The organism is Pseudocolwellia sp. AS88, from assembly GCF_030551755.1.
Classification (GTDB): Bacteria; Pseudomonadota; Gammaproteobacteria; order Enterobacterales; family Alteromonadaceae; genus Pseudocolwellia.
In genome coordinates this window covers 1-19956 of sequence record NZ_JAUPEC010000035.1, presented here as the reverse complement: position 1 = coordinate 19956, position 19956 = coordinate 1, and the positions used below count along the sequence as shown (strand labels likewise).

The following is a 19956-nucleotide window of genomic DNA, read 5'->3' as shown; positions in this document are numbered from 1 at the left end:
GTTTGTACATTTAACCAAAAAAGTCACTCTATTTTTAAACTTGAGTGACTTAGGAGCAAACCATGAAAAAACTATTACAACGTCTAAGTTTACTCATTATATCGTCAATATTTATATTTAGTGCTCATGCTGAAAACATGACAAAACTCGACCATTTAGACGTGCATTACATTGCATTTGGCGCAACATTTTTAACACCTAAAATAGCCAAGGCTTACGATATAGAACGTAGTCGCTACAACGGTGTTATTAATATTGCAGTGCTCGACAATACAGTTAAAGGTAAACCAGCTAAACGCGTAAGTATTTCAGGTAAAGCACGTAATGATTTAGGGCAAATTAAAAGCTTAGAATTTGATGAGGTAACCGAAGGCGACGCTATTTATTACCTAGCCCAAGTGACCTACTCGCATGAAGAAACTTATTATTTCGACATTACCGTAAACGATGGCACAGGTAATAAATCGTTTAAATTCAAACAGAAGTTTTATGTGGATTAAGCTGTACCATTAAGAGTTAATGGATAGTTAACTTACAAAAAAGGTGAAATATACAATGTATAATTCACCTTTTTTTTCATTCTTAACTTCAGTTAAAAGTCTTTATTCTTACACTTGCTTAACAACAGGCTTTTTAAAACCTAACTTCAGCGTTAATTTAGCCCAAAAAGCATTAATAATTAAACCTAAAAGCACCAGACTTCCACCAATCCATTGCATATCAGTTATGCTTTCATTTAAAAAATAAGCCGATACAGAAATACCCACAATCGGCACGCCTAAACTTAACGGCGCCACAGTACCCGCAGGATAACGGCCTAATAAATAACTCCACAAGCCATAACCACTAATAGATGCAGCAACCGCTAAATAGGTTAACGCTAAAAACGATACCCAACTAAAACTCTGCAAACTTGCCATGATTAAATCTGGTCCTTCAAAAATGAAGCTTGATAACATAAAAGGAATAACAGGTATCCAAGCCGACCAAATCACTAAATCTATACCAGGTTTAAAGCCTTTATTGCTAATAATTCGGTTAACTACATTACCTAATGCCCAAGATGCAGCACCAATAATCGTTAACACAAAGCCAATAAGTGTCATGGATGAATCTTCACCAGTCCCAGCAATAATATATAGCCCAACACCAGCAACCATCATAGATAATAATTGAGCGAACTTAATTTTTTCATTTAGCAGTAAGGCAGCAAAAATCAAAGTAAATAAGGCTTGAGATTGTAAAATTAAAGACGCTAAGCCAGCAGGCATTCCCATCGACATAGCACTAAATAAAAACGCGAATTGGCCAAAGCTGATAGCTAAAGCGTAAGCTACCATCCATTTAAGCGGAATATCGGGCTTTTTAATAAACATAAAACCAACACAAAAAACAAAGGCAAAGCGTAATGCTCCCATTAATAATGGTGGTAAACCATCAAGCCCCCATGCAATGGCAAGGAAATTAACGCCCCAAATAATAACAATGAGCAAACCAAGAAGTGAGTCTTTAAACGACATAGTGATCCTTAAATTGTAAAGCCTAAAAAACATTCACTGCTTGTTGAGGAGTCAGTGGATTGGTGATCTTTAATAAAACGTTGTGCCTATCTAGGCATTTACTGTATTTGGGTATACAAAAATCTTGGGAAAGTAAAAATGTTCGTCTAACGCTTTAATACCATACGGACTAATTTATTGCTCACTTAGCGAGAATTAAAAGGCTTAGAGGCACAGGTTCATAGTTCCAGACTGAACCTAAGCACCTACATCCATGTAGGCGAGGCATTGATTGAAGAGAATGGTTATTCTCGGTAACTGCTCCTGCGTTACCCTAATGTCCTACATCCATGTAGGAACCTTGTCAAAATCAATAACGCGGCATATAAGCCTTTAAATTCTCGCCCTTCGGGAGCTCATTAGCAAACTGATAACATCACAAAATTGAAGAAATATAGAATAACTATGTTTAATCAATTTTGCTTGTTTTAAGCTTGCTAATGTAGCTCTAAGTTGCTCAATAAATTAATCCGTTTGGTATAAATCATCCTTGAGAGGGAAATAACTTAATAGACTAACGATAATATTGTATTATCCCCCCAATTAAAAAACACTATACAATTTAAAGGTAAAATCATGTCTACAGTTGTTTTAGCAACAGGTAATCAAGGCAAAGTAAAAGAGCTATCTAATTTACTAGCACAACACGCTATTGAAGTAGTACCACAAAGCAACTTTAATGTACCTGAAGTGCCTGAAACAGGAACAACTTTCGTTGAAAATGCGATAATTAAAGCACGTCACGCAGCTAAAATCACAGGTTTACCAGCAATAGCAGATGATTCGGGTTTAGAAGTTGACGCTTTAAATGGTGCACCTGGCGTATATTCAGCTCGTTACGCAGGCGAAAATGCTACCGATACAGATAACACAGATAAACTTTTAAATGCGTTATCTAACGTACCAACAGCAGAACGCACAGCGCGTTTTCATTGTGTTTTGGTTTACATGAAACATGCTGAAGATCCTACACCAATCATTTGTCATGGTGTTTGGGAAGGCAGTATAACCACCGAAAAGTTGGGTGAACAAGGTTTTGGCTACGACCCTGTATTCTGGCAAGATGAACAACAAATGACATCTGCTCAGCTACCTCGCGATTTAAAAAACTCTTTAAGTCACCGTGGTCAAGCGTTAGCTTTATTAGTGAAAGAATTAGCAAAAAGCGTTTAATTCAATCGAACATTTGTAAACAAATATCGACATTATCGGTATTTATAAAACAAGTACAATAATCATCAGGAATATCTATAGTGCTTCAAGCTCCGCCGTTATCGTTATACATACATATTCCTTGGTGCGTACAAAAATGTCCGTACTGTGATTTCAATTCACATGCCTTAAAACACGACATGCCAGAAGCAGAATATGTTGAGCAATTAATACAAGATTTAGATGCCGACATTCAACGTTTCAACCTTAGTGAAAGACCATTACACACCATTTTTATTGGTGGCGGTACACCAAGTTTATTTTCAGCAGACGCAATTAAATCCATGTTAGATCAAGTGCTAGCAAGGTTTACTCATGATGCTGATATAGAAATAACCTTAGAAGCCAATCCTGGCACAGTTGAAGCCGATAAATTTATAGGCTTTTTTAACGCCGGAGTTTCACGATTATCAATTGGCGTACAAAGTTTTGAATCAGACAAACTGATCAAACTTGGCAGAATACACGACAGCAAACAAGCTAAAAGTGCTGCTGAACTTGCCACTCAATGTGGTGTTAGCAGCTTTAACTTAGACTTAATGCATGGTTTACCTAATCAGTCGTTAGATAACGCTTTAGACGATCTAAAAACAGCTATTGCATTAAATCCAACACATTTATCTTGGTACCAATTAACTATTGAACCTAACACCCCGTTTCATTCAAAACCGCCAACGCTACCAGCCGATGAAACCTTATGGGATATTCAAGATCAAGGTGTAAAACTACTCGAAGATGCAGGCTATAAACAATACGAAATTTCAGCCTACTCTAAACCAGAGTATCAATGTAAGCATAACCTTAACTACTGGCGCTTTGGCGACTACTTAGGTATTGGCTGCGGTTCACATGGAAAAATTACCGACGTAGAGCAACAAAAAATCTACCGAACTATCAAGGTAAAACATCCAAAAGGCTATCTAGATAAAACTCGCGAACATTTAGATCATTTAAACGAGGTAGACACAAACGAACTACCTTTTGAATACATGATGAATCTACTTAGATTATGTGATGCATTTAACCTTGATGACTTTGAAACTCATACAGGATTAAGCCGTAATATCATTCTGCCAATCCTTAAGAATGCAGAAAAAAAAGGTTTATTAAAAGCCATTGATACAACCGAAAACAGCAGAGAAGATGCTAATACATGGCAAGTTACGCTACTCGGACACCGATTTTTAAACGACCTACTTGAGATGTTTTTATGAACATGGACGTAAGTAAAATAACCAACGCAACAAATAATGCTGATGAGTTAAATGAAGTTAAAAAAGTTGATGACATAAACACAACTGATGCATTCGATGAAGTTGACGAGTTTGATCCGGTTGATATCAAGTTTATGGAGCGTGCTTACGAGTTAGCACAACAAGCTGAGCAGATTGACGAAATTCCGGTTGGAGCTATTGTAGTTGCTAACGGAGAAATTATTGGTGAAGGCTTTAATCAGTCCATCACCTTAAACGATCCATCAGCACACGCTGAAATGCTCGCAATCAAACAAGCAGGACAAAGCTTACAAAACTATCGTATGCTCGACTGCACACTATATGTAACGCTAGAGCCCTGCCCTATGTGTGCCGGCTTACTTGTTCATAGCAGAATTAAACGTTTAGTTTTTGCAGCAAACGATCTAAAAACCGGCGCGGCAGGTAGTGCATTCAACTTAGTTAATCATGAAAAACATAATCATCAAATAGAAACCACCAAAGGTGTACTGGCTGAACAATGCGGTAACTTACTTTCAGCTTTTTTTAAACGCAGACGCGCAGAGATTAAAGCGAAAAAGAAAGCAAACAAAGCCTCACAACTTTAATATGAATCCTCTTATATTTTCTATCAAATCAAAATGACTATAGTACGTGATAATCATATATATTTTTTGGTTATGTATTTAGGAATATGAATGTAAGCAAGCATTAAGATCAGCACATGAACCATGAATTTTCGCTCACAAATAACGTATTAACCAACTTATACTCTCTCAACTCTCCCTACCCTTTAGCTAAAATCAAAAAAAAACAATTAATATAGCTTAATTACTGAAATATTTAGATTTTGTGCAATACTCAAAGCAATATAAATTTATTCGGATACATTTTAGTGAATTCCACCTTAAGTAAACTCAGAGTTAAATCTAAATTATTAATACTCATTATTTCTTCATTCATCGCATTAAGCGCCATGATGATTTTATCTTTAAATACTTTAAACCAGAACTTGTTAAAAGATAGATATACCAAAACAGTTCATTTAACAGAATCAGCAACTGATGTGGTTAAATACTTTTATCAACAATCTCAAGATGGCAATTTATCTGAGGAAGTCGCTAAGTCTCATGCATTAGCCGCTTTAAGAACAATGCATTACGGCGCCAAAGAATACTTTTGGGTCAACTCACTCGATTATATTATGCTTACGCACCCTACCGAAAAACTCGTTGGCCAAGATATAAAAAACATTACGGATCCTAATGGCTTTCGTTTCTTCGAAGAAATGGTACGTATTGCAAAAGCGGAAGGAGAAGGCTTTGTTAGTTATCAATGGAACAGAGCTGGTAGCACTAAAAATATAGATAAAATCTCTTATGTTAAGTCATTTAAGCCTTGGGGTTGGATGATAGGAACAGGGATCTACTTAGATGATACCAAAGCAATATTTTGGGAGAGCGCCTTAGATCTCACCATGAAAGTATCAATATTTTTCTTATTCACAATTTGGCTGTCATATAAGGTTAGCAAAAACATATACAAACCTTTGAATGATATGCGAGATTTAATGATAGAAATAAATAAGACCAATGATCTTACTTCAACACTTAAAGTCGAAGGTAAAGATGAGCTTGCTGAAATTAGCAACGCCTTTAATGAAATGCTTCTAAACTTTAGAAATGTATTATTAAAAATATCAGCCTCGTCTTGCAGTTTAGCAACACAAGCAGAAGAACTGTCGGCAGTAACTGCACAAATCAACCACGGTATGCATAGTCAACATAATGATATTGTGACTGCTGACTCTGCCTCTAATGACATGGTAATAGCCATTAGAGAAGTTGCCGAAAATACTCATATAACATTAGATGCAACCAAAAAAGCAACAGAAAACACGAATCACTGTGCTGTTATTATCGACAAAAACATTACTTCAAGTTACGAACTAAACCAGAGTATTCAGGAGTCTTTCAAAGAGGTATCACAATTGAAAGATGCTAGCACAAATATAGGTGAAATTGTATCGACAATCCAAGGCATAGCTGAACAAACCAATTTACTCGCCTTAAATGCTGCTATAGAAGCTGCCCGAGCAGGTGAACAAGGCAGAGGTTTTGCTGTGGTTGCTGATGAAGTAAGAACCTTGGCAAGTAGAACTCAAGAGTCTACTGCAAATATAACATCGGTAATTGAGGTTTTACAATTAGGTGTAGAAAAAGTAGTAAACAACATGGAACACTTTCAAGAGCAAACAAAAAACAGTGTTATCTTAACAAAAGAAGCAGGTAGTTTAGTTCAAGACATGCAAACAAAGATGCTTGAAGTAACAGATTTAAATATCATGGTCAGTGCTGCAACAGAAGAACAAAGTGCAACAACTCAACAAGTAAAAGACATTATCAACAAGATTAATATGATGACAGAGCAAACTACTACAAGTGCATCGCACACCGCTCAAACAAGTGAAAGCTTGGCAGAGTTTGCAGTTGAACTGAATGACTTAGTCGCTTCTTTCAAAATATAAAATTTAAGTATATAAATAAGTTAAGCAGCCATATAAATAGATCTGATATGGCTGTTTAACCTCAATTCTGTTAAAAAAAACCTAACCTATTGATTCATAATCTCAATTCAATTAGTCTTTCACTGTTACTGCCAGTACTCAAGATAATAAAAATAACGTAACATGAGTTACAAAAATCATTTAGGAAAAGAAATGGAAATTACTGACCCCCAGCAAGATGTTGTAAAAAAAGAACCTTGGGAATTTGGTGGTTGGCTTTTTTTACTTGGTTTTGGCATTACTATTTCACCTTTTAGATTACTCACCGATCTTTTAAATATTTATCCTGTTATGTTTTCAGATGGAACAATGGAAGACATAATAGAAAGCGCATCTTTAGCATTTATTTCTTTAGTCGCTGGTGAGCTTATAGCAAATATTATTTTTGTGATCTTATCTATTACCTTAATTATTTTATTTTTCAAAAAGAAATCAATATTTCCTAAATGGTATTTAATTACCGCGATAGCGACATTTTTTTTCATTTGTATTGATAACTTAATAATCAGCTTTTTGTTCCCTGAAATTGAGTTTATGACAATAGATACTATTCAAGCTATAGCCAGTGGCGCTTTCGCATTATGTATTTGGTCGCCTTATTTATTTATATCTGAAAGATCAAAGCATACCTTTATTCTTTAGTTGATTAGATATTTACTAACTCCCACATATAAAAGCGTTAAACGAACAAAACTTGATGAAAAAGCGTTAATTAAAGAAGTCACAGAGTAATTACAGTAAAAAACCGTTCAATTGAATACGCAGATACCTTTTAAACTGGCTTTGATGGTGAATTACCCTTTGATGCTAATATAAAAAAACTTAATTAGTTAAGGGTTAAAGAAAAATCATTATATTCATCCACATCAATTACAGTCATAAGTAATTGAAAAGAAATATATTTTATTATAAATCAACATATGGAGTTACAAAATGGATTTTAGATTACTTATTGTTATATTTTCATGTCTAATTATTCTTTCTGGATGTCAGTCCATCGACAGAATTAGCAAAACACAAACATCCTTAGCGCTTGAAGAGTTCAATGGCATTAAAAAGTTTCAGAAAGGTGATTACGCTGAGTCTTTTAAGTTATTAAAAACACCCGCTACTTGGGGTTATAAAAGTGCTCAATATACAATTGCATTTATGTTTTTAAAAGGATATCACGTTGAGCAGTCTACATTGTTAGGAATGGGCTGGCTTGGAGTAGCTATTGAAGAAGAAAATGACGAATGGTCTGAACAATATAAGGCACTTTATGATTCAGTCTCACCGGAAATGCAAAAGAAAATAGACAAGATAGTTGAAGAGTATATACGTAGATATGGTATGAAAGCTCAAAATATTACCTGTAGTAAAACATCAACGATTAAATCAAGAGTCGTTAAACATATTTGTTTTTCATCTCCTGACACTGTAAGTACTATTTACGATATTGACTTAGTCGAGTAGCGATTTACTTTTTGCGAGTTTAGCTCTTAGCTAATCTCGCTTTTGAAACCGTTTATAATACGGGTAAAAGAATAGAAATAGCCCCGTTAACGAGATCAACAACAACGTGATTGCTACAGGTAAACTTAACCATAAATTCGCATTCTTTTGCCAATAAGTGCCATCGTGTATTTGCTCAATAGTGTCTGAACGACGATAAGCTACGTGAAGTATTTCAGCCGTTTCAGAGTCGAGTTGAATTTCCCATTGTGAGTTTGTACGTATTTTAATAATACCTTTTGACGGCCTAACATCTAAACGATCGATAGAATCCCACGAATCTACCTGCGCCTCTTCAACACTTTTAGCTTGTTCTAAAATCACATCAAACGAAATGCTAGGAACATTACTCACTCCACTTTGACTGGCAGGTTGTAGGTAACTAAATTCTTTTTTAACCAACAACAAAATACCCGTCACTATAATAATAAGTACAGGTATCGCAACAATAATACTGGCCCATTTATGGGTGCTTCTATTTACTTTTCTAAAAGACATATTGGTTTAACTTACTCTTTTTATTTTCAACAATTTTTATAAATGACCATTCTCTACAATAAACATTAACCTTGGCGCTAATAAAACCATGTAAACGTTAGATTGATCGCTCGTTTTTGTTGAAATGGAGCGTCTTCATCGGAAGAAGCTTTATAATTTTCATTCATCAAATTTAATACCGACAAAGCTACTTCACTCTGCTTATTAAATTTAAAACTCGCGGTGGTATTCCATATTAATGCTTTTGATAATTCTAATTCTGAAGGACCAAAGCGATTACGCGTAAATCGGTAGGTCATATTATTAATAATAGAGAAATCTTCTACCCCCCTAACTTCAGGAGACCATTGAAATAACCATTTAATTGCAGCGGGTAGTCCATCATCCACTGTTTCGTTATTTTGATTTTTACCTTGCTGCCATTGCAAGCCAAGCGAAGAATTGAACTGTTGTGATGCTTGCCATGTCGCTAGCAACTCAACGCCTTTAATAGTAACTTTTTCTGAGTTCTTATAACCCGTTATATCTTCACTATTGCCATTGCCATCATCAACACTTAACGTTAAACGCTCGATGTAGTTTTCAATATCATATAGGTAAGTATTAATTTTAGCTTCAATAGTTGACGAAAATTGATGAGTTAGCGACAGCTGATATCCCATACTCTTTTCAGACAATAAATCAGGATTACCTTGAGTATTACCTCTTGGCGTTTCACCAGAAAATAACAATTCGCTTACAGTAGGAAACCTAAACGACGAAGCTATTTCAGCAGAAATTTGTGTGTTATTTTCAAAAACATATTGCGCATTCAAAGACGCTGAAAAAGCATCCTTATTAACCGATAAGTTATTTAGCGATACTCGACTTGTTGGTATAGCTGATTGCTCATCTAAGTTGTTGTCATTGTCTTGTTTTACAGAAACCGTATCGTAACGTGCGCCAGCATTTATCGTTAAAGCATTTATGTACCAGTGTTGGTTGATGTAAACACCAATATTGCGCTCATCGGCATCAACTGATGTGTTAAGCCATAAAAAATCGTTATCTGCATCAAACTCTTGCTCAGTTATTTTGATATTTTGTCGTTCATTCCATTCAACACCAAACAAAGTTTGCTCTAACGCATAAGTTGCCAAAGCACCAAAGGTATGTGATGAATAATCAGTGAAGTTACGTCGGCTAGTATCACCATCGCTGAGCCGAACAATATCTGTTTGCCAATCTTGTTTATGCTGGAAGAATTGCAGTTTCCATGTATCGTCTTGATCTGAAAACTGAATTTGACTCAGTAAATGATCATCTTCAGGGTAATCACTTATTCTATCTTCTGGAAAGGTAGATGAACTTTTACCAATGTTTACGCCATTACTGTAAATAAGCGAGGCATTAATATCGATATTTCTCCAGATAAAGTCAGTGTTCATGCTTAAACTAGTTTGTTCAAACTGGCTAAACAACGGTGTGTTATCAGCTGAATAAGTCGCTTTAGCTTTACGATGTACGCCACCTATATTTATGCTGCTATCGCTACTTGTTCTATTGCTATATTGAGCAAAAACACTTTGCCTAGTTAAGCCATCAAAATCATCTGTTGGCTGAAGCTTAACACCAATAAAGTTGTCGTTACCCAATGTTGATAAACTAACAACACCGCCCATAGCCCCCGAACCATACAAAGATGAGCTTGGTCCTTTTTGTATATAAACACTGTTAATTAACTCGGTGGGAATAAAAGAGACAGAATTTCCGGCCCTACGATCAGTAATAATAGGAATACCGTTTACTTCAGTTTTAATACGATCTCGACTAAAGCCGCGCATATTATAACTTTGTAACAGCCCACCTTGCCCATTTAGTTCAACCCCCACCGCTTGTGTTAATACATCACCTATAGTGCGATCTAGGCTTACACTGTCTTGTAAAAACATAAGCGTATTGTCTGAAGTAAATACATCGTCAATAGATGATAAACGGCTATTGTTGTATATCGACAATACTTCTAAATCCTTAGAAAAGTTTTCTAAAGGGGCTTCATCAAATGCATGCACTACCGGTGAAACAGTTATCAGTAGAGTTAATGCTAATAAAGTTAATTTAATAATATTGATTCCAAACAAGCTTATGAAAGATATTACACACTTGTTAAACGATGAAATTTTTACAGCATTCATAATTAAAAATGATCACACAAGAATAAAAAAACAGAAGGTTACAAGTGGATAACGACAAACTGACTGCCATTATTTTCACTAAACGTTGAGCCTGCAGTTGAGGTATAGATTGAAGTTGAAAATTGCGTTAAGTTCTTTTCTGCAGGACCTTTTAACACTTCACCATCGGCCGCAAATTTAGCGCCATGACAAGGGCAAACAAAACCCGCTTGCGTATCGTTAATCTTTTCACTCGCTACCGCACAGCCCATGTGTGTGCATTTAAGTAACACAGCTACATAGTTATCATCTTCTAGCTGAGTAACACCTATTGCGCTATTTTCATAAGCAACATTGATTGTTTTTTTTAAGCCAAACTCAGCTAACGGTACGTAAATATCATTATCTTTTCGCATACCTTGAACCAGCACTTGCGTAGACTTACAGCCTGATAAAACACTGGTTCCAATAGCGCTTGCAACACAAATTGTTTTTATGAATTTTCTTCTACGCATCAGATTGACTCTTTACATGACTTTGACGACGAACACGTTTTTGTACATCTTTAGTTTTTCTTTTATAACGAGAAATACGTGCTTTTTTGATATGGAGTAACAAGATAGCTGGCAGCAGTATTCCTACTATGGCATGACCATTACCCAACCATTCATGCCAATCTTCACTCACTAAATAATACAAAACATAAGCACTAACAATTGAAAGGCTTGTCGCTATTAAAATAAAGAGACCTGATTTTCGAGCTCTTTTAGATGACCAAGTTTTAGGGATATGAGAAGCAAAAATAGCCCCTAAACTCATCATCATAACGAAAGCTGAAAAGCCATGTATTTGTAGCATAGGGTATTGTAAAAAATGAGATTCAGGACCAAAGTCCCCTTCTACCATAAAGAAGCGTCGAAACACCCAAAAAGCAACACCGGTAACCAAACTGAGTCCTAAAACACAGTAGAAAAAATAACGGTAACGCTTGCTAATGGTAAGTGAGATGTTTGACATAAAGGTACTTATTAATTGTTATAAATACTAAAACTTATGATAATTTAAGTGTTTAGTAATAAAGCTTAACAAAACCTAAACGATTAATTTTTATCGCTTGGGCATTATAATATTTGGCTAACTGACGTCTTTGCGCACGAGACGACAAAATCATGGCTTTAGTTAACGCATCTGACAACATAACATCAGCAGAAAACACCGACATACTGCCTTTAAATTTAATATGTTTACCCGTTAATGGGTTCACAAAAGCAGACTTTTTGTCACGAAGGTAATTACCTGAAGTCGCTAACGCTCTGTTCTGCATTTTAACTGTTCTTAAGGCGCTTCCACGTTTATTGTACTTAACGGCTACTTCTTCATTTTTCCATTGGTTTATCGCTAAATCGCCGCCAGCATTAATACGACAAAAAATATGCTCCGGTACTTTTTTCAAAGCACAATCAACAGCGTAACCTTTAGCAATACCACCTAAATCTATACACAATGGCTTTGTAATTGTAACTTCACCATCTTTGCAAGTGATGTGACAGCTATTGCCTAAACTCAATGTGCAATGTCTGTTTACCAAGGTTAAAGCTAAGTGATTAGGTAACTGCTCATTTAAAATTAAACTCGGTGCCACCGTTATATCGTATAGCCCACGAGTAAATTGATTTAGCTGGAGTGCTAAAGATAAAACTTTATTTAAATCTTCAGAAACAGTTAGCGTTAATGGTTTTTCATCATCCTCTGCTCTGTTAGCTAAATCTAATGCCTGCCTGTTTAACGCTGAAATTTCACTAAGTTCGCTATGAAAACTAAACAAGTTATGAATGCGTTCAATTTCATCAAAAAGGCTATTAGACAAAGCGATAAGTTCATCGTCATCTACAGCTCCTTTTAATTCAATTTCAACAAAGGTTCCGAGTAAGGTTTTACAGCGTTCTAAAGTATTTATTTTCACAGTAGGCTAAGCACTTGCTTCCATGTTTCGTTTAAACGATTAATTCCATCCGTCACGTGACGGCAAGACAGTGTAGCACCAGATATATTTTTAATCTGTTTATCTAACTTTAAAAACTCACTGCTATTTTTACCATGGAATTGTGCACGCCATTTAGGATGCATAATTTGGCTACCATAGCTTTCTCGGTAAGTAAGCACTTCAATGCCCGTTACATTTCCTTCTTTAGAAATTGAAACGGCAAGATCTATGTTTTCATGTTTACCAATAACTTGATCAACAATAAACCAGTCATTATCTTCTGTGCGCCAGGCTTTTACCCAATCATGACGAACGCGAATATCAACAGCATCTTCAATACTTTCCATTTGCTCTTCAGTTAACGTGATAGGAACAAGTGTTAATTTTTGCTCTGGATATAATATTTTTTGTGCTTGTTCAATAGTTAAAAAAGTTTTAGAAAAAGCTACTTTAGGTGCTAAAACTAAACCAGAAAGACCTAACAATGTGTTTTTAATAAAGTTTCTACGTTTCATAATTCTTATGGTTTTCCTAAATTTTCAAGGCTTTAACAAAGCATTAAGGCTCGTGATTTCTCACAAGCCTTAAATAGTCTGCATCATTACTTAATACCAAGCAGGTATAACTAACGATATTACATATTTTTAATAATTAACGATTAAAATTCATAACCGTAAGTTAAACCAATATGTAGTTTTTCGTGCTCATCCCAGTTTCTGCCGTTACGTACATCAGCATGTTCTGAACCACCACCACTAATTTGCCATAATGCACCACCAGTAACCCACCATTTTTGCTCAGCATAATGAACAGATGGACCAAAGTAGTTACCATTTTGATGTTGGCTACCAATTCTAAAATCAGTTAAATCAAAGTTACTTTTTTGTAAGCCAATAGTGTAACCATCTTCATCAAAACCTTCATCAAAGTTACCCGCTTCTGCTTTGTCTTGTGGGTTTAAGTAATCAGACTGATGTCTAAACTCTAAACCAACAAACCATTTTGGCGCAACGCGATATGAAATACCTGCAGAAATATCAATCGCTAGCTCGTCTTCTACCACGGTACCTGCTTTTCTGCGTTCAAATTCAGTTTTAATGTTTAACACAGTAATTAATGTGTTATCTAAGTAATCTTTTTGAAGAAATACAAAACCAACAAATGAATCTTGGTCAATATCACCACCGTCTAAACGGTATTTGTCACGACGTTCGTAGCTTGCACCAACAGATAAACCAATAACATCTTTGTATGGGCTTAAAATGTTGTATTTCATTGATAGTTCATAACCAGCAAACTGAGTTTTTTTGAATTTACCCGTTCCGTCGCCAGCTTCACACATTGGACAAGGACCGCCTTCAGCTTCAGAACCCACATCATAGTCGTGTCTAAAAATAATAGCTTCAGCTGCAATTGTAAATTTATCTGTTACACCGTATTCAATTTCAGGGTGAATATCGTGGAATGTATAATGATCACCCGCATTTTTATCTAAGCGGATAGTATCTTGTAATTTAAATTCAAAACTACCTTGAGGGCGTGTATCGGTGCCTTTTGCGTAAACCCACAAGTTTTCACCTGCAATAGCAGAAGTAGCGAAAATACTAAATACTGCTCCTAAAATTGCTTTAGAAGCAAAGTTTGATACCTTGTTTTTCATGTTTTAATTAACCTTGTTTTTTATTTTGAATTTAAAATAATTCATACAACTTTATTTTTATGGCGATATTGTAACAATATATTGATAAATCACAAGTGAGAATCATTCTTATTATGTTTACTGTTAAGTACAATTTGTTCTAAGCTAATGCCTTAAATTGAATTTTTCGTATGAGCTTATGAGTATTTGATAGGTTTGCGGAAACGATCTTAGCACTTGAATTCATAATTCATGCTTTGGATTATATTTTAGTTTAAACAGAAGTTATCGCCGAATTAATTACACAATTGTGTGGTGAGCTACTGCTTAAACACCATAAGAACAGGGCCTATGATTTGATGCTTATCTACAGGGCCTATTCTTTCAACGGTCATACTTGATGAGTTTTCACCTTTACTCCAAATAAAACCGTATCGATCAATTAACGCAACAGTTTTAATAATAAGCCCCAGAGTTTGATGCTTTATTAAAATAGTTTGATCTGGCTTTATTCGCCAAAAGTGTAGCCACTGATTTACCAACACATAACTATTTTGAGGGATTTTAGGGAACATACTGTGCCCTTGTACTTTTAATATTTTGAATCCTAAGAAGGTCATCTCATTATCCTCCAAAGCTTTTATCAGTATTTTGTAAACCTTCATAGAGATCTTCTTGCTTAGCCGCTACAGTGACAAAACTTAGTTTCTCATCTAATAATTTCAACAACTTATAAAACATAACAGACCTCCATTTAAATACTTAAAAAATAATATTGAGTAATGCTCTTCTTTGATAACTTCAAATATTGCTGTTTTCTATCTGAATTAAAATTAATGCACCACTTGGCTGTGCTTTTCCAAATGCTCACCAAATGAACCTTTTAAACTATTTATAAATTTCTGACACTCTTCACAAATAGGGTTTCTTTTTGTATAAGCCATTATCGGTGTAAAAGTCAGGCTTAACGCATTAATTGCAATAACCTTTAAATCTTCCGATGTGCCAAGATCTTTGGTTAAACTGAGTAATTTATAATGCGGAATAAGTAAGTATTGAAGCCCTAACTGGCTATCACCAGTTGATTCACATAAATAAGCTAAATTATGCAAAGCAGTGATCCATGCCATTAATAAATTGCTATTAGTTTCGTCTAACGACCATAAGAACTCTAAATGCGACTCAGCTTCTTTATAATAATATTCAGCTTGCTGCCAATCTTGATTGTTGTAACACTGATTACCAAAAGTTAATAAGCGTTGCCAAAGTACAGGTTCAGAATCAGTTTTATTATTCGCTAACATCAATTTTCCTTATATAAACTTTTCATTAGTAAAAGCTAAGAACTTTTACTTGTAACCTAGTAGTAGACTATTGGTCTCATCCTTTAACATAGCCCTAAACACACCTAAATAATAATCATTATCATTTAGATGTGCAACATATACTTTGCTTTTAATTTGTTTTTAACTTTCATTTATAAATGAGGATGATTACTTGGCTGAATCGGCGTTTAAACGCGACTGGCTAAAATTGGATATAACCAAAATTTGAAGATGAGTTTTTTAAAATAGATACGTGTTATTTCAGCAGCAAAAAACAACTGCTTTTGATTGATTTATCATTAGGCTTGTTTATACACATTATTTATACACATCAGGCTGATGCAATTCCATAAAAGATTCTGGAGAGCTTAAAGCTTTAAAACCAAACTGTTGGTAAAGACCATGTGCATCACTTGTAGCAAGTGCCATACGTCTAATTCCTTGTAAATCGGGGTGTGCAACAATCACCTGCATGAGTAATTTACTTAAACCTTTACCTCTATGCTCTTCTAATACGAAAACATCTGCTAAATAGGCAAATGTAGCTGAATCAGTAACCATACGAGCAAAAGCTACTTGCTTATCGCATTCAGTAAAAACACCAAAACATAAAGAGTTAGTTATAGCTTTTTCCATTGTCTTTAATGGAATACCTTTAGCCCAATAAGAATTAGCTATAAAACCATGTATTACACCTAAATCCATATCTTTTATAATTGAACTCGTTTTGTAACCTGAAACCAATGCGAACTCCTTAAAAAGTATACAGCTCATATTAATGGGCTAAAATTGTTAATAACAAGTAATGGCCGAGTGAATTGTTCGTTTAAGGTATTGGTGCTAAAAACTTATAACTAATACCAATTGAATATCCTTTGTATTATGGGAATATTCAATTGTAATAAATTTAAAGCGAGTTTTTCATTTGTTTCTATATACGTGTTACAAATCCCATAACCAACCAATTTGTATCATTAGCTGAGGATTAGAGTAAGTACCCGAGCCAAATGTTAATCCTGGTTCCAGAAAAAAACCTCCATTTTTAAAGGTGGTAGATACACCGACATAGCTCCATCTGTTATTTTCATATCTATTTTTTTCCATATGAAGATAACCTGTTATAACTTGTGCTGAATGAAAAAAAGAGTCCTTATTCTGATAAAAGCTATATCCAACTTCAATACCGCTTGCTCTATCGCCCCAGTAACCACCCGATAACTGCAAAGGTAAACCGAATTTATCACTCTTAATAACGAAATTAGCAAATGCTGGAGTACCTAAAGAAACACCAAAAGTAGTTGATTCGTTGGCTAAGGTTGGCAAGCAACTTAAAGTTAAAAGCGTAACCGTTGTTTTTATAAATTGTTGAAACATCATATTTCCTTATAGATGATTAGTATGTATTGAGTCTGTAGAATGACTCGTTGAACATGAACTACCCTAAAACTCGAGTAGCAAATGCATTATATATCGAATTAATACTCCAAAGCACGATATAGAAGATCAAAAAATAGTGACTTTTGCCTAAATAGTTATTCTAAAGCCAATAGTAATATCAGAGCGTTGGTGAACAAATACAGTTTATAACCAATCTGTCTATCTATAAGAGCGAAAAACAAAGGCTCACCGCTCTAAAAATATACAGTGGAAAGTAAATTTAAAGATCACCATGTTTAGTCATTTCATTTTTTTTTGGTTGTTTTACGTACTTAATTAATATTGTTTTTATGTTTGTTTCAATAAGTGAAATTCGTTAGTTATTTGTGCTAATAATACGATTTTTTCCCTGCTGTTTAGCTTTATAAAGGTTCTTATCAGCTAAATCTAATAAGTCATTCGCAGAGCTATCTTTATTGGGGATAGCACTAGCCACTCCAATACTCATAGTGACGTTATCTGACACCGTAGACTTTATATGGGGAATATTTTCATATTTTAATCTTTGCATAAACAGGTTTAATTCATCAACACATTGAGCCGCAAGCGTTTCGGGTAATATCATTGCAAATTCTTCACCACCTATTCGAGCAGCCAAGTCTGCAGGACGGCTAAAACATTTCCCCCACAGAGCTGCAATCGCTCTAAGGCAATGGTCACCTTTTTGGTGACCATACTGATCGTTATATTGCTTGAAAAAATCTAGATCACCAATCACTAATGTCAGAGGTTTTTTACTACGTTCACAGCGCTTCCATTCAATATTTAAAGCATCATCAAATTTTCTTCTATTGGCTAATGTAGTCAGAGGATCCTGATTAGACAATTGTAATAATTCTAAATTCTTTTGGCGTAATTGTTGGTCTTGCATTTCGTAACGATGAAGTTCTTCAAGTAATTTTTTTCTTGGTTCGGTCATCAAGTTTTGAAGCTGTATGGGAGATTTTAAAAATCGCACTAAATGTCGTTTAAATACCCAGTAAAAAATCAACATAGGAAAACTATAGCTTAAAGCTAGTATCAATTTACCGGTTACATTATCCATGATGATATTGCTTAGGTTTTCATCAAAACCAATGGCAATAAGAGGAAAGAGCATGCCATCAAGACATGAAATAACGATAAATGCAGCTGTATAAATAATGGCAAGAAAAGAAATATTAAAGATAACTTTACGAATTTGAATAAACAAAAATAGTAAGATTAATAACTCTAAAAGAATTAATCCTCCGCCTATTAATAGCATTGAAAAAGACGTCTGAAATATATCTACCGAAATATTAAGATGATTAATAACCACGTCTGAATCCAGTAACAAACTGTAAAGTTTAAAACTAAGATAAGTAAGCGTATTCACCAATAAAACTAGCTTCATTACATTATTGATAACACTGACGTTACGTTCAATTATGATCAGCATGGTAATACTCATCATAAAAGCACCAAAAGCAATACTTCCGCCTGAAATAACGATATTTTCGCTTAAGTTAAATGAATAAATACTACCGAGCAAGCCACCTAAAACTAATACAGCACTGATATATACATAAAATAAGATCGTGCGTGATTTAGGTTTTACAGTGGTTAATAACAGAGGGAAAATTGAATATATAGCAACGTTAAGTAAAAAAGCACTTAGAACATTCATGATCTATTTCTTATTATTAGTTATTGTTTTTATGATAGATTGAAATATACATCACTACTGTAGAGTATTGTATAGCTTAAATGAGGCTATTACATAAGGTTCATTAGAAAATAATCCTAATTTTCTTCAGATTGAACAAGCTATCCTTTGTATTCCAATCAACAAACTTTAAAAAGTTTACAGAATTACAATGGGCCGCTACATGATTTGAAACCTGTTTGGGGTGATAATTATTTGGCTAATGTTCGCAGTATATCTATGTTCACAATATATCTACTATAATTGAAAGCTAACGAGACTGCAGAATTACTCGTTTTTTATTAATTACTCCGTTAAATATGAGTACTAAATGCATTACCTATATCACAGTAACACTCAACAGCGTGATATGAGAACTCAAAAAGTTCGTAGTTTTAACTAAATTAGTTATTGAACAGTCACAACATCCGCATAAGCTGCGAAACATATTAGACGCTTTTTTGTGTCATTTTCTTTTAAGCAAAAAATCGGACAATGTGAAACGTTAGATTTGATGCGTCTTGTTAGGTTTTTTCTTCTGCTACAGATAACGACAAACTTTCCAATTCTTTTTGTATTTCAACATTAATAGTACCTATAAGTTCACGTATCGAAACCAAATCATTCTTATCGAAACGCATAGGTGGTAAAACTTCCGTAGCTGTTGGTTTGTTTTTAAATATTATAGGTTTTATTTTTCTAGCTGAAACATCACTATGTGCATAAACATCATTTCGAAGATCAAGAAGACGCTGATGGAATATTTTCTGCTCTTGAGTTAATACCCTTAGCATTTTTTTTGGAAATTTCGGCCATCCCCTACATTCAGTGAAAGGGCGACAATATGAAACTACCAACGATGTCACGTACGCACTTTGATGCAAATAACTTTGCCAATCGGTTTCCCAGGGTTCAAAGTGCCAACCTTGGTCTAATAAATTGCCAGCAAAGAACGCTGATTTTCTTAAATCTTGTAAAGCTACATGAAGCAGCCCGTACTTCTGATACGAATTATCTTTACTATTCGAGTGCATACTTTATTAAAAACCTAACGCCCATATTAACGGGCTAAGTAAAGCTTGCCAAAATAGCGAGGGACGAGCACGGCAAGCTGTACGTGTCCCAGTTGAATTGCCTTATAGTTGCTCCGTTCCATTAATTAATCAGTTTACCTCACTCATTAATAGGTGGAATATGCTTCTGTTGCTT

21 protein-coding genes are annotated in these 19956 nt (G+C 34.8%); 7 read left to right on the top strand and 14 right to left on the bottom strand.

What is annotated here, in order from left to right; genetic code table 11:
* Nucleotides 1-62 precede the first annotated feature (62 nt).
* Nucleotides 63-500, top strand: a complete 438-nt coding sequence (locus Q5N69_RS17460; RefSeq protein ID WP_304370373.1) for a DUF4426 domain-containing protein — start codon at nt 63-65, stop codon at nt 498-500.
* A 108-nt stretch (nt 501-608) separates the two neighbouring features.
* Here the strand turns inward: Q5N69_RS17460 and Q5N69_RS17455 are convergent, their stop codons facing one another.
* Nucleotides 609-1520 (bottom strand): EamA family transporter, encoded by a 912-nt coding sequence (locus Q5N69_RS17455; protein ID WP_304370372.1) that lies wholly within the window; start codon nt 1518-1520, stop codon nt 609-611.
* 615 nt (nt 1521-2135) lie between these two features.
* On the opposite strand from Q5N69_RS17455, the gene Q5N69_RS17450 reads away from it, so the two are divergent.
* The 6 genes from Q5N69_RS17450 (at nt 2136) to Q5N69_RS17425 (ending at nt 8006) form a co-directional block, all read left to right on the top strand.
* The gene (locus tag Q5N69_RS17450) at nt 2136-2732 is read left to right on the top strand and encodes an XTP/dITP diphosphatase (protein WP_304370371.1); all 597 of its coding nucleotides are present in this window, start codon (nt 2136-2138) and stop codon (nt 2730-2732) included.
* Between the two features lie 80 nt (nt 2733-2812).
* Nucleotides 2813-3985 carry a radical SAM family heme chaperone HemW gene (hemW, locus tag Q5N69_RS17445; RefSeq protein WP_304370370.1) on the top strand — a complete coding sequence of 391 codons (1173 nt, stop codon included), beginning with the start codon at nt 2813-2815 and terminating at the stop codon, nt 3983-3985.
* Nucleotides 3986-4119: 134 nt separating this feature from the next.
* The gene (gene tadA, locus Q5N69_RS17440; protein WP_304370383.1) at nt 4120-4593 is read left to right on the top strand and encodes a tRNA adenosine(34) deaminase TadA; all 474 of its coding nucleotides are present in this window, start codon (nt 4120-4122) and stop codon (nt 4591-4593) included.
* Between the two features lie 287 nt (nt 4594-4880).
* On the top strand, nt 4881-6512 hold the full coding sequence (locus tag Q5N69_RS17435) for a methyl-accepting chemotaxis protein (RefSeq protein ID WP_304370369.1): 1632 nt from the start codon (nt 4881-4883) through the stop codon (nt 6510-6512).
* A gap of 192 nt (nt 6513-6704) precedes the next feature.
* Nucleotides 6705-7193 carry a DUF2569 domain-containing protein gene (locus Q5N69_RS17430; protein WP_304370368.1) on the top strand — a complete coding sequence of 163 codons (489 nt, stop codon included), beginning with the start codon at nt 6705-6707 and terminating at the stop codon, nt 7191-7193.
* A 291-nt stretch (nt 7194-7484) separates the two neighbouring features.
* A complete protein-coding gene (locus tag Q5N69_RS17425; protein ID WP_304370367.1) occupies nt 7485-8006 on the top strand; it encodes a sel1 repeat family protein in 522 nt (173 codons plus the stop codon).
* 30 nt (nt 8007-8036) lie between these two features.
* Here the strand turns inward: Q5N69_RS17425 and Q5N69_RS17420 are convergent, their stop codons facing one another.
* The 13 genes from Q5N69_RS17420 to Q5N69_RS17360 all read right to left on the bottom strand — a co-directional run bounded on the left by Q5N69_RS17420 (nt 8037) and on the right by Q5N69_RS17360 (nt 19781).
* Nucleotides 8037-8543 (bottom strand): PepSY-associated TM helix domain-containing protein, encoded by a 507-nt coding sequence (locus Q5N69_RS17420; protein WP_304370366.1) that lies wholly within the window; start codon nt 8541-8543, stop codon nt 8037-8039.
* Between the two features lie 77 nt (nt 8544-8620).
* Nucleotides 8621-10594: a TonB-dependent receptor gene (locus Q5N69_RS17415; RefSeq protein WP_304370365.1), complete on the bottom strand. Its 1974-nt coding sequence runs from the start codon at nt 10592-10594 to the stop codon at nt 8621-8623.
* A 161-nt stretch (nt 10595-10755) separates the two neighbouring features.
* Nucleotides 10756-11211, bottom strand: coding sequence for a ubiquinol-cytochrome c reductase iron-sulfur subunit (locus tag Q5N69_RS17410; protein ID WP_304370364.1), 456 nt, complete (start codon nt 11209-11211; stop codon nt 10756-10758).
* A complete protein-coding gene (locus Q5N69_RS17405) occupies nt 11204-11713 on the bottom strand; it encodes a hypothetical protein (RefSeq protein ID WP_304370363.1) in 510 nt (169 codons plus the stop codon). Before Q5N69_RS17405 ends, Q5N69_RS17410 begins: the two co-directional genes overlap by 8 nt.
* 52 nt (nt 11714-11765) lie before the next feature.
* Entirely contained in the window at nt 11766-12659 is an 894-nt protein-coding gene (locus Q5N69_RS17400) for an FAD:protein FMN transferase (protein WP_304370362.1), read from the bottom strand.
* A complete protein-coding gene (locus Q5N69_RS17395) occupies nt 12656-13195 on the bottom strand; it encodes an FMN-binding protein (protein WP_304370361.1) in 540 nt (179 codons plus the stop codon). Before Q5N69_RS17395 ends, Q5N69_RS17400 begins: the two co-directional genes overlap by 4 nt.
* Before the next feature lie 143 nt (nt 13196-13338).
* The gene (locus tag Q5N69_RS17390) at nt 13339-14340 is read right to left on the bottom strand and encodes a DUF6662 family protein (protein ID WP_304370360.1); all 1002 of its coding nucleotides are present in this window, start codon (nt 14338-14340) and stop codon (nt 13339-13341) included.
* 299 nt (nt 14341-14639) lie between these two features.
* A complete protein-coding gene (locus Q5N69_RS17385) occupies nt 14640-14939 on the bottom strand; it encodes a S24 family peptidase (protein ID WP_304370359.1) in 300 nt (99 codons plus the stop codon).
* 213 nt (nt 14940-15152) lie between these two features.
* The gene (locus tag Q5N69_RS17380; RefSeq protein ID WP_304370358.1) at nt 15153-15623 is read right to left on the bottom strand and encodes a hypothetical protein; all 471 of its coding nucleotides are present in this window, start codon (nt 15621-15623) and stop codon (nt 15153-15155) included.
* A 339-nt stretch (nt 15624-15962) separates the two neighbouring features.
* Complete coding sequence (locus tag Q5N69_RS17375) at nt 15963-16388, bottom strand: GNAT family N-acetyltransferase (RefSeq protein WP_304370357.1); 426 nt, start codon at nt 16386-16388, stop codon at nt 15963-15965.
* Between the two features lie 198 nt (nt 16389-16586).
* Complete coding sequence (locus tag Q5N69_RS17370; RefSeq protein WP_304370356.1) at nt 16587-17018, bottom strand: hypothetical protein; 432 nt, start codon at nt 17016-17018, stop codon at nt 16587-16589.
* 379 nt (nt 17019-17397) lie between these two features.
* The gene (locus Q5N69_RS17365) at nt 17398-18729 is read right to left on the bottom strand and encodes a diguanylate cyclase (RefSeq protein WP_304370355.1); all 1332 of its coding nucleotides are present in this window, start codon (nt 18727-18729) and stop codon (nt 17398-17400) included.
* A 542-nt stretch (nt 18730-19271) separates the two neighbouring features.
* Nucleotides 19272-19781, bottom strand: a complete 510-nt coding sequence (locus Q5N69_RS17360) for a hypothetical protein (RefSeq protein ID WP_304370354.1) — start codon at nt 19779-19781, stop codon at nt 19272-19274.
* Nucleotides 19782-19956: the final 175 nt, after the last annotated feature.

What these genes read in the sequence shown, in the direction of transcription:
- Q5N69_RS17385 (WP_304370359.1), bottom strand. Translation starts at nt 14,939, where the DNA reads ATGACCTTCTTAGGATTCAAAATATTAAAAGTACAAGGGCACAGTATG.
- Q5N69_RS17370 (WP_304370356.1), bottom strand. Translation starts at nt 17,018, where the DNA reads ATGTTTCAACAATTTATAAAAACAACGGTTACGCTTTTAACTTTAAGT.
- Q5N69_RS17460 (WP_304370373.1), top strand. Translation starts at nt 63, where the DNA reads ATGAAAAAACTATTACAACGTCTAAGTTTACTCATTATATCGTCAATA.
- Q5N69_RS17450 (WP_304370371.1), top strand. Translation starts at nt 2,136, where the DNA reads ATGTCTACAGTTGTTTTAGCAACAGGTAATCAAGGCAAAGTAAAAGAG.
- Q5N69_RS17405 (WP_304370363.1), bottom strand. Translation starts at nt 11,713, where the DNA reads ATGTCAAACATCTCACTTACCATTAGCAAGCGTTACCGTTATTTTTTC.
- tadA (WP_304370383.1), top strand. Translation starts at nt 4,120, where the DNA reads ATGGAGCGTGCTTACGAGTTAGCACAACAAGCTGAGCAGATTGACGAA.
- Q5N69_RS17390 (WP_304370360.1), bottom strand. Translation starts at nt 14,340, where the DNA reads ATGAAAAACAAGGTATCAAACTTTGCTTCTAAAGCAATTTTAGGAGCA.
- Q5N69_RS17425 (WP_304370367.1), top strand. Translation starts at nt 7,485, where the DNA reads ATGGATTTTAGATTACTTATTGTTATATTTTCATGTCTAATTATTCTT.
- Q5N69_RS17395 (WP_304370361.1), bottom strand. Translation starts at nt 13,195, where the DNA reads ATGAAACGTAGAAACTTTATTAAAAACACATTGTTAGGTCTTTCTGGT.
- Q5N69_RS17365 (WP_304370355.1), bottom strand. Translation starts at nt 18,729, where the DNA reads ATGAATGTTCTAAGTGCTTTTTTACTTAACGTTGCTATATATTCAATT.
- Q5N69_RS17360 (WP_304370354.1), bottom strand. Translation starts at nt 19,781, where the DNA reads ATGCACTCGAATAGTAAAGATAATTCGTATCAGAAGTACGGGCTGCTT.
- Q5N69_RS17420 (WP_304370366.1), bottom strand. Translation starts at nt 8,543, where the DNA reads ATGTCTTTTAGAAAAGTAAATAGAAGCACCCATAAATGGGCCAGTATT.
- Q5N69_RS17410 (WP_304370364.1), bottom strand. Translation starts at nt 11,211, where the DNA reads ATGCGTAGAAGAAAATTCATAAAAACAATTTGTGTTGCAAGCGCTATT.
- Q5N69_RS17455 (WP_304370372.1), bottom strand. Translation starts at nt 1,520, where the DNA reads ATGTCGTTTAAAGACTCACTTCTTGGTTTGCTCATTGTTATTATTTGG.
- Q5N69_RS17380 (WP_304370358.1), bottom strand. Translation starts at nt 15,623, where the DNA reads ATGTTAGCGAATAATAAAACTGATTCTGAACCTGTACTTTGGCAACGC.
- Q5N69_RS17430 (WP_304370368.1), top strand. Translation starts at nt 6,705, where the DNA reads ATGGAAATTACTGACCCCCAGCAAGATGTTGTAAAAAAAGAACCTTGG.